The sequence below is a fragment of the Aeromonas media genome (genome assembly GCF_020423125.1).
Lineage (GTDB): Bacteria > Pseudomonadota > Gammaproteobacteria > Enterobacterales > Aeromonadaceae > Aeromonas > Aeromonas media.
On record NZ_CP075564.1, the window covers coordinates 793423 to 803998 of the forward strand.

Consider the following 10576-nt stretch of genomic DNA (forward strand, 5'->3'; position numbering starts at 1 on the left):
CCGTGCAGTCTGTGGATGGCACCGAGCACACCGTCACCATCACCATCACCGGCGTCAACGATGCGGCGGTCATTCACCGGCACCGACACCGGCAGCGTGTGACCGAAGACGAGAGCACCCCGCTGCTGACCGAGACCGGCACCCTGAGCGTGACCGATCTGGACGGCGCCGATGAAGCCAAGTTCCTGGCTGGCAACGGCACCCCGAGTGCGGGCGCACTGGGTAGCCTCGCCATCACCGAAGGCGGTGCCTGGACCTACCAGGTCGACAACAGCAAGGTGCAGTACCTGGGCGAAGGCGAGACCAAGGTCGAGACCTTCACCGTGCAGTCTGTGGATGGCACCGAGCACACCGTCACCATCACCATCACCGGCGTCAACGATGAGGCCGTCATTACCGGCACCGACACCGGCAGCGTGACCGAAGACGAGAGCACCCCGCTGCTGACCGAGACCGGCACCCTGAGCGTGACCGATCTGGAAGGCGCCGATGAGGCCAAGTTCCTGGCCGGCAACGGCACCCCGAGCGCGGGTGCGCTGGGTAGCCTGACCATCACCGAGGGCGGCGCCTGGACCTACCAGGTCGACAACAGCAAGGTGCAGTACCTGGGCGAGGGCGAAACCAAGGTCGAGACCTTTGTGGTCACCTCCGTGGATGGCACCGAGCACACCGTCACCATCACCATCACCGGCGTCAACGATGCGGCGGTGATCACCGGCACTGACAGCGGCGGCGTGACCGAAGACGAGAGCACCCCGCTGCTGACCGAGACCGGCACCCTGAGCGTGACCGACGTGGACGTGGATGGGGCGGATGAGGCCAAGTTCCTGGCCGGCAACGGCACCCCTGCCGGCGCGCTGGGCAGCCTCGCCATCACCGAGGGCGGCGCCTGGACCTACAACGTCGACAACAGCAAGGTGCAGTACCTGGGCGAAGGGGAGACCAAGGTCGAGACCTTTGTGGTCACCTCCGTGGATGGCACCGAGCACACCGTCACCATCACCATCACCATCACCGGCGTCAACGATGCCGCGGTCATCACCGGCGCTGACAGCGGTGCGGTCACCGAAGATGAGAGCACCCCGCTGCTGACCGAGACCGGCACCCTGAGCGTCACCGATCTGGATGGGGCGGATGAGGCCAAGTTTGTGGCCGGCAACGGCACCCCGAGTGCCGGCGCACTGGGCAGCCTCGCCATCACCGAGGGCGGCGCCTGGACCTACAACGTCGACAACAGCAAGGTGCAGTACCTGGGCGAGGGCGAGACCAAGGTCGAGACCTTCACCGTGCAGTCTGTGGATGGCACCGAGCACACCGTCACCATCACCATCACCGGCGTCAACGATGCCGCGGTCATCACCGGCGCTGACAGCGGTGCGGTCACCGAAGACGAGAGCACCCCGCTGCTGACCGAGACCGGCACCCTGAGCGTGACCGATCTGGATGGGGCGGATGAGGCCAAGTTTGTGGCCGGCAACGGCACCCCGAGTGCCGGCGCACTGGGCAGCCTCGCTATCACCGAGGGCGGCGCCTGGACCTACAACGTCGACAACAGCAAGGTGCAGTACCTGGGCGAAGGCGAAACCAAGGTCGAGACCTTTGTGGTCACCTCCGTGGATGGCACCGAGCACACCGTCACCATCACCATCACCGGCGTCAACGATGCGGCGGTGATCACCGGCAGCGACAGCGGCAGCGTGACCGAAGACGAGAGCACCCCGCTGCTGACCGAGACCGGCACCCTGAGCGTGACCGATCTGGACGGCGCCGACGAAGCCAAGTTCCTGGCTGGCAACGGCACCCCGAGTGCCGGCGCACTGGGCAGCCTCGCCATCACCGAAGGCGGCGCCTGGACTTACCAGGTCGACAACAGCAAGGTGCAGTACCTGGGCGAAGGCGAGACCAAGGTCGAGACCTTCACCGTGCAGTCTGTGGATGGCACCGAGCACACCGTCACCATCACCATCACCATCACCGGCGTCAACGATGCGGCGGTCATCATCACCGGCACTGACACCGGCGGCGTGACCGAAGACGAGAGCACTCCGCTGCTGCTGACCGAGACCGGCACCCTGAGCGTGACCGATCTGGACGGCGCCGACGAAGCCAAGTTCCTGGCTGGCAACGGCACCCCGAGTGCCGGCGCACTGGGCAGCCTCGCCATCACCGAGGGCGGCGCCTGGACTTACCAGGTCGACAACAGCAAGGTGCAGTACCTGGGCGAAGGCGAAACCAAGGTCGAGACCTTCACCGTGCAGTCTGTGGATGGCACCGAGCACACCGTCACCATCACCACCATCACCGGCGTCAACGATGCGGCGGTGATCACCGGCAGCGACAGCGGCAGCCGTGACCGAAGACGAGAGCACTCCGCTGCTGACCGAGACCGGCACCCTGAGCGTGACCGATCTGGACGGCGCCGATGAGGCCAAGTTCCTGGCCGGCAACGGCACCCCGAGTGCCGGCGCACTGGGCAGCCTCGCCATCACCGAGGGCGGTGCCTGGACTTACAACGTCGACAACAGCAAGGTGCAGTACCTGGGCGAAGGCGAAACCAAGGTCGAGACCTTCACCGTGCAGTCTGTGGATGGCACCGAGCACACCGTCACCATCACCATCACCGGCGTCAACGATGCGGCGGTGATCACCGGCAGCGACAGCGGCAGCGTGACCGAAGACGAGAGCACTCCGCTGCTGACCGAGACCGGCACCCTGAGCGTGACCGACCTGGATGGGGCAGATGAGGCCAAGTTCCTGGCCGGCAACGGCACCCCGAGTGCCGGCGCGCTGGGCAGCCTCGCCATCACCGAGGGCGGTGCCTGGACCTACCAGGTCGACAACAGCAAGGTGCAGTACCTGGGCGAGGGCGAGACCAAGGTCGAGACCTTCACCGTGCAGTCTGTGGATGGCACCGAGCACACCGTCACCATCACCATCACCGGCGTCAACGATGATGCGGCGGTGATCACCGGCAGCGACAGCGGCAGCGTGACCGAAGACGAGAGCAGCCCGCTGCTGACCGAGACCGGCACCCTGAGCGTGACCGATCTGGACGGCGCCGACGAAGCCAAGTTCCTGGCCGGCAACGGCACCCCGAGCGCGGGCGCACTGGGCAGCCTCGCCATCACCGAAGGCGGCGCCTGGACCTACCAGGTCGACAACAGCAAGGTGCAGTACCTGGGCGAAGGCGAAACCAAGGTCGAGACCTTTGTGGTCACCTCCGTGGATGGCACCGAGCACACCGTCACCATCACCATCACCGGCGTCAACGATGCCGCGGTCATCACCGGCGCTGACAGCGGTGCGGTCACCGAAGACGAGAGCACCCCGCTGCTGACCGAGACCGGCACCCTGAGCGTGACCGATCTGGACGGCGCCGACGAAGCCAAGTTCCTGGCTGGCAACGGCACCCCGAGTGCCGGCGCACTGGGCAGCCTCGCCATCACCGAAGGCGGCGCCTGGACTTACCAGGTCGACAACAGCAAGGTGCAGTACCTGGGCGAAGGCGAGACCAAGGTCGAGACCTTCACCGTGCAGTCTGTGGATGGCACCGAGCACACCGTCACCATCACCATCACCGGCGTCAACGATGCGGCGGTCATCACCGGCACTGACACCGGCGGCGTGACCGAAGACGAGAGCACTCCGCTGCTGACCGAGACCGGCACCCTGAGCGTGACCGATCTGGACGGCGCCGACGAAGCCAAGTTCCTGGCTGGCAACGGCACCCCGAGTGCCGGCGCACTGGGCAGCCTCGCCATCACCGAGGGCGGCGCCTGGACTTACCAGGTCGACAACAGCAAGGTGCAGTACCTGGGCGAAGGCGAAACCAAGGTCGAGACCTTCACCGTGCAGTCTGTGGATGGCACCGAGCACACCGTCACCATCACCATCACCGGCGTCAACGATGCGGCGGTGATCACCGGCAGCGACAGCGGCAGCGTGACCGAAGACGAGAGCACTCCGCTGCTGACCGAGACCGGCACCCTGAGCGTGACCGATCTGGACGGCGCCGATGAGGCCAAGTTCCTGGCCGGCAACGGCACCCCGAGTGCCGGCGCACTGGGCAGCCTCGCCATCACCGAGGGCGGTGCCTGGACTTACAACGTCGACAACAGCAAGGTGCAGTACCTGGGCGAAGGCGAAACCAAGGTCGAGACCTTCACCGTGCAGTCTGTGGATGGCACCGAGCACACCGTCACCATCACCATCACCGGCGTCAACGATGCGGCGGTGATCACCGGCAGCGACAGCGGCAGCGTGACCGAAGACGAGAGCACTCCGCTGCTGACCGAGACCGGCACCCTGAGCGTGACCGACCTGGATGGGGCAGATGAGGCCAAGTTCCTGGCCGGCAACGGCACCCCGAGTGCCGGCGCGCTGGGCAGCCTCGCCATCACCGAGGGCGGTGCCTGGACCTACCAGGTCGACAACAGCAAGGTGCAGTACCTGGGCGAGGGCGAGACCAAGGTCGAGACCTTCACCGTGCAGTCTGTGGATGGCACCGAGCACACCGTCACCATCACCATCACCGGCGTCAACGATGCGGCGGTGATCACCGGCAGCGACAGCGGCAGCGTGACCGAAGACGAGAGCACTCCGCTGCTGACCGAGACCGGCACCCTGAGCGTGACCGATCTGGACGGCGCCGATGAAGCCAAGTTCCTGGCTGGCAACGGCACCCCGAGTGCGGGCGCACTGGGTAGCCTCGCCATCACCGAAGGCGGTGCCTGGACCTATCAGGTCGACAACAGCAAGGTGCAGTACCTGGGCGAAGGGGAGACCAAGGTCGAGACCTTCACCGTGCAGTCTGTGGATGGCACCGAGCACACCGTCACCATCACCATCACCGGCGTCAACGATGAGGCCGTCATTACCGGCACCGACACCGGCAGCGTGACCGAAGACGAGAGCACGCCGCTGCTGACCGAGACCGGCACCCTGAGCGTGACCGATCTGGAAGGCGCCGATGAGGCCAAGTTCCTGGCCGGCAACGGCACCCCGAGCGCGGGTGCGCTGGGTAGCCTGACCATCACCGAGGGCGGTGCCTGGACTTACAACGTCGACAACAGCAAGGTGCAGTACCTGGGCGAAGGCGAAACCAAGGTCGAGACCTTCACCGTGCAGTCTGTGGATGGCACCGAGCACACCGTCACCATCACCATCACCGGCGTCAACGATGCGGCGGTGATCACCGGCAGCGACAGCGGCAGCGTGACCGAAGACGAGAGCACCCCGCTGCTGACCGAGACCGGCACCCTGAGCGTCACCGATCTGGACGGCGCCGATGAAGCCAAGTTCCTGGCCGGCAACGGCACCCCGAGCGCGGGTGCGCTGGGTAGCCTGACCATCACCGAGGGCGGCGCCTGGACCTACCAGGTCGACAACAGCAAGGTGCAGTACCTGGGCGAGGGCGAAACCAAGGTCGAGACCTTTGTGGTCACCTCCGTGGATGGCACCGAGCACACCGTCACCATCACCATCACCGGCGTCAACGATGCGGCGGTGATCACCGGCACTGACAGCGGCGGCGTGACCGAAGACGAGAGCACCCCGCTGCTGACCGAGACCGGCACCCTGAGCGTGACCGACGTGGATGGGGCGGATGAGGCCAAGTTCCTGGCCGGCAACGGCACCCCGAGTGCCGGCGCGCTGGGCAGCCTCGCCATCACCGACCGAGGGCGGCGCCTGGACCTACAACGTCGACAACAGCAAGGTGCAGTACCTGGGCGAAGGGGAGACCAAGGTCGAGACCTTTGTGGTCACCTCCGTGGATGGCACCGAGCACACCGTCACCATCACCATCACCGGCGTCAACGATGCCGCGGTCATCACCGGCGCTGACAGCGGTGCGGTCACCGAAGATGAGAGCACCCCGCTGCTGACCGAGACCGGCACCCTGAGCGTCACCGATCTGGATGGGGCGGATGAGGCCAAGTTCCTGGCCGGCAACGGCACCCCGAGTGCCGGCGCACTGGGCAGCCTCGCCATCACCGAGGGCGGTGCCTGGACTTACAACGTCGACAACAGCAAGGTGCAGTACCTGGGCGAAGGCGAAACCAAGGTCGAGACCTTCACCGTGCAGTCTGTGGATGGCACCGAGCACACCGTCACCATCACCATCACCGGCGTCAACGATGCGGCGGTGATCACCGGCAGCGACAGCGGCAGCGTGACCGAAGACGAGAGCACTCCGCTGCTGACCGAGACCGGCACCCTGAGCGTGACCGACCTGGATGGGGCAGATGAGGCCAAGTTCCTGGCCGGCAACGGCACCCCGAGTGCCGGCGCGCTGGGCAGCCTCGCCATCACCGAGGGCGGAGGGCCTGGACTGGACCTACCCAGGTCGACAACAGCAAGGTGCAGTACCTGGGCGAGGGCGAGACCAAGGTCGAGACCTTCACCGTGCAGTCTGTGGATGGCACCGAGCACACCGTCACCATCACCATCACCGGCGTCAACGATGCGGCGGTGATCACCGGCAGCGACAGCGGCAGCGTGACCGAAGACGAGAGCAGCCCGCTGCTGACCGAGACCGGCACCCTGAGCGTGACCGATCTGGACGGCGCCGACGAAGCCAAGTTCCTGGCCGGCAACGGCACCCCGAGCGCGGGCGCACTGGGCAGCCTCGCCATCACCGAAGGCGGCGCCTGGACCTACCAGGTCGACAACAGCAAGGTGCAGTACCTGGGCGAAGGCGAAACCAAGGTCGAGACCTTTGTGGTCACCTCCGTGGATGGCACCGAGCACACCGTCACCATCACCATCACCGGCGTCAACGATGCCGCGGTCATCACCGGCGCTGACAGCGGTGCGGTCACCGAAGACGAGAGCACCCCGCTGCTGACCGAGACCGAGACCGGCACCCTGAGCGTGACCGATCTGGACGGCGCCGACGAAGCCAAGTTCCTGGCTGGCAACGGCACCCCGAGTGCCGGCGCACTGGGCAGCCTCGCCATCACCGAAGGCGGCGCCTGGACTTACCAGGTCGACAACAGCAAGGTGCAGTACCTGGGCGAAGGCGAGACCAAGGTCGAGACCTTCACCGTGCAGTCTGTGGATGGCACCGAGCACACCGTCACCATCACCATCACCGGCGTCAACGATGCGGCGGTCATCACCGGCACTGACACCGGCGGCGTGACCGAAGACGAGAGCACTCCGCTGCTGACCGAGACCGGCACCCTGAGCGTGACCGATCTGGACGGCGCCGACGAAGCCAAGTTCCTGGCTGGCAACGGCACCCCGAGTGCCGGCGCACTGGGCAGCCTCGCCATCACCGAGGGCGGCGCCTGGACTTACCAGGTCGACAACAGCAAGGTGCAGTACCTGGGCGAAGGCGAAACCAGGTCGAGACCTTCACCGTGCAGTCTGTGGATGGCACCGAGCACACCGTCACCATCACCATCACCGGCGTCAACGATGCGGCGGTGATCACCGGCAGCGACAGCGGCAGCGTGACCGAAGACGAGAGCACTCCGCTGCTGACCGAGACCGGCACCCTGAGCGTGACCGATCTGGACGGCGCCGATGAGGCCAAGTTCCTGGCCGGCAACGGCACCCCGAGTGCCGGCGCACTGGGCAGCCTCGCCATCACCGAGGGCGGTGCCTGGACTTACAACGTCGACAACAGCAAGGTGCAGTACCTGGGCGAAGGCGAAACCAAGGTCGAGACCTTCACCGTGCAGTCTGTGGATGGCACCGAGCACACCACACCGTCACCATCACCATCACCGGCGTCAACGATGCGGCGGTGATCACCGGCAGCGACAGCGGCAGCGTGACCGAAGACGAGAGCACTCCGCTGCTGACCGAGACCGGCACCCTGAGCGTGACCGACCTGGACCTGGGGGGCAGATGAGGCCAAGTTCCTGGCCGGCAACGGCACCCCGAGTGCCGGCGCGCTGGGCAGCCTCGCCATCACCGAGGGCGGTGCCTGGACCTACCAGGTCGACAACAGCAAGGTGCAGTACCTGGGCGAGGGCGAGACCAAGGTCGAGACCTTCACCGTGCAGTCTGTGGATGGCACCGAGCACACCGTCACCATCACCATCACCGGCGTCAACGATGCGGCGGTGATCACCGGCAGCGACAGCGGCAGCGTGACCGAAGACGAGAGCACTCCGCTGCTGACCGAGACCGGCACCCTGAGCGTGACCGATCTGGACGGCGCCGATGAAGCCAAGTTCCTGGCTGGCAACGGCACCCCGAGTGCGGGCGCACTGGGTAGCCTCGCCATCACCGAAGGCGGTGCCTGGACCTATCAGGTCGACAACAGCAAGGTGCAGTACCTGGGCGAAGGGGAGACCAAGGTCGAGACCTTCACCGTGCAGTCTGTGGATGGCACCGAGCACACCGTCACCATCACCATCACCGGCGTCAACGATGAGGCCGTCATTACCGGCACCGACACCGGCAGCGTGACCGAAGACGAGAGCACGCCGCTGCTGACCGAGACCGGCACCCTGAGCGTGACCGATCTGGAAGGCGCCGATGAGGCCAAGTTCCTGGCCGGCAACGGCACCCCGAGCGCGGGTGCGCTGGGTAGCCTGACCATCACCGAGGGCGGTGCCTGGACTTACAACGTCGACAACAGCAAGGTGCAGTACCTGGGCGAAGGCGAAACCAAGGTCGAGACCTTCACCGTGCAGTCTGTGGATGGCACCGAGCACACCGTCACCATCACCATCACCATCACCGGCGTCAACGATGCGGCGGTGATCACCGGCAGCGACAGCGGCAGCGTGACCGAAGACGAGAGCACCCCGCTGCTGACCGAGACCGGCACCCTGAGCGTCACCGATCTGGACGGCGCCGATGAAGCCAAGTTCCTGGCCGGCAACGGCACCCCGAGCGCGGGTGCGCTGGGTAGCCTGACCATCACCGAGGGCGGCGCCTGGACCTACCAGGTCGACAACAGCAAGGTGCAGTACCTGGGCGAGGGCGAAACCAAGGTCGAGACCTTTGTGGTCACCTCCGTGGATGGCACCGAGCACACCGTCACCATCACCATCACCGGCGTCAACGATGCGGCGGTGATCACCGGCACTGACAGCGGCGGCGTGACCGAAGACGAGAGCACCCCGCTGCTGACCGAGACCGGCACCCTGAGCGTGACCGACGTGGATGGGGCGGATGAGGCCAAGTTCCTGGCCGGCAACGGCACCCCGAGTGCCGGCGCGCTGGGCAGCCTCGCCATCACCGAGGGCGGCGCCTGGACCTACAACGTCGACAACAGCAAGGTGCAGTACCTGGGCGAAGGGGAGACCAAGGTCGAGACCTTTGTGGTCACCTCCGTGGATGGCACCGAGCACACCGTCACCATCACCATCACCGGCGTCAACGATGCCGCGGTCATCACCGGCGCTGACAGCGGTGCGGTCACCGAAGATGAGAGCACCCCGCTGCTGACCGAGACCGGCACCCTGAGCGTCACCGATCTGGATGGGGCGGATGAGGCCAAGTTTGTGGCCGGCAACGGCACCCCGAGTGCCGGCGCACTGGGCAGCCTCGCCATCACCGAGGGCGGCGCCTGGACCTACAACGTCGACAACAGCAAGGTGCAGTACCTGGGCGAGGGCGAGACCAAGGTCGAGACCTTCACCGTGCAGTCTGTGGATGGCACCGAGCACACCGTCACCATCACCATCACCGGCGTCAACGATGCCGCGGTCATCACCGGCGCTGACAGCGGTGCGGTCACCGAAGACGAGAGCACCCCGCTGCTGACCGAGACCGGCACCCTGAGCGTGACCGATCTGGACGGCGCCGATGAAGCCAAGTTCCTGGCCGGCAACGGCACCCCGAGCGCGGGTGCGCTGGGTAGCCTGACCATCACCGAGGGCGGCGCCTGGACCTACCAGGTCGACAACAGCAAGGTGCAGTACCTGGGCGAGGGCGAAACCAAGGTCGAGACCTTTGTGGTCACCTCCGTGGATGGCACCGAGCACACCGTCACCATCACCATCACCGGCGTCAACGATGCCGCGGTCATCACCGGCGCTGACAGCGGTGCGGTCACCGAAGACGAGAGCACCCCGCTGCTGACCGAGACCGGCACCCTGAGCGTGACCGATCTGGACGGCGCCGACGAAGCCAAGTTCCTGGCTGGCAACGGCACCCCGAGTGCCGGCGCACTGGGCAGCCTCGCCATCACCGAAGGCGGCGCCTGGACTTACCAGGTCGACAACAGCAAGGTGCAGTACCTGGGCGAAGGCGAGACCAAGGTCGAGACCTTCACCGTGCAGTCTGTGGATGGCACCGAGCACACCGTCACCATCACCATCACCGGCGTCAACGATGCGGCGGTCATCACCGGCACTGACACCGGCGGCGTGACCGAAGACCGAAGACGAGAGCACTCCGCTGCTGACCGAGACCGGCACCCTGAGCGTGACCGATCTGGACGGCGCCGACGAAGCCAAGTTCCTGGCTGGCAACGGCACCCCGAGTGCCGGCGCACTGGGCAGCCTCGCCATCACCGAGGGCGGCGCCTGGACTTACCAGGTCGACAACAGCAAGGTGCAGTACCTGGGCGAAGGCGAAACCAAGGTCGAGACCTTCACCGTGCAGTCTG

Annotated in this window: 6 protein-coding genes and 2 pseudogenes; all 8 read left to right on the forward strand. The window is 66.2% G+C overall.

What is annotated here, in order from left to right:
• The first annotated feature begins 2 nt into the window (after positions 1–2).
• On the forward strand, positions 3–2426 hold the full coding sequence (locus KI797_RS21000) for a VCBS domain-containing protein (RefSeq protein ID WP_264160732.1): 2424 nt from the start codon (positions 3–5) through the stop codon (positions 2424–2426).
• Positions 2350–5844: a VCBS domain-containing protein gene (locus KI797_RS03820; protein WP_226171551.1), complete on the forward strand. Its 3495-nt coding sequence runs from the start codon at positions 2350–2352 to the stop codon at positions 5842–5844. The genes KI797_RS21000 and KI797_RS03820 overlap by 77 nt, the downstream gene beginning before the upstream one ends.
• A complete protein-coding gene (locus KI797_RS03825) occupies positions 5726–6475 on the forward strand; it encodes a VCBS domain-containing protein (protein ID WP_226172990.1) in 750 nt (249 codons plus the stop codon). The genes KI797_RS03820 and KI797_RS03825 overlap by 119 nt, the downstream gene beginning before the upstream one ends.
• Positions 6361–7434, forward strand: a complete 1074-nt coding sequence (locus KI797_RS03830) for a VCBS domain-containing protein (RefSeq protein ID WP_264160733.1) — start codon at positions 6361–6363, stop codon at positions 7432–7434. Before KI797_RS03825 ends, KI797_RS03830 begins: the two co-directional genes overlap by 115 nt.
• A complete protein-coding gene (locus KI797_RS21005) occupies positions 7365–7757 on the forward strand; it encodes a VCBS domain-containing protein (RefSeq protein WP_264160734.1) in 393 nt (130 codons plus the stop codon). Before KI797_RS03830 ends, KI797_RS21005 begins: the two co-directional genes overlap by 70 nt.
• Positions 7730–7861, forward strand: a complete 132-nt coding sequence (locus KI797_RS21010; protein WP_264160795.1) for a hypothetical protein — start codon at positions 7730–7732, stop codon at positions 7859–7861. The genes KI797_RS21005 and KI797_RS21010 overlap by 28 nt, the downstream gene beginning before the upstream one ends.
• 43 nt (positions 7862–7904) lie before the next feature.
• A pseudogene (locus tag KI797_RS03835) lies at positions 7905–10289 on the forward strand (VCBS domain-containing protein); the annotation flags it as partial.
• Positions 10290–10392: 103 nt separating this feature from the next.
• A pseudogene (locus KI797_RS21140) lies at positions 10393–10536 on the forward strand (VCBS domain-containing protein); the annotation flags it as partial.
• Positions 10537–10576: the final 40 nt, after the last annotated feature.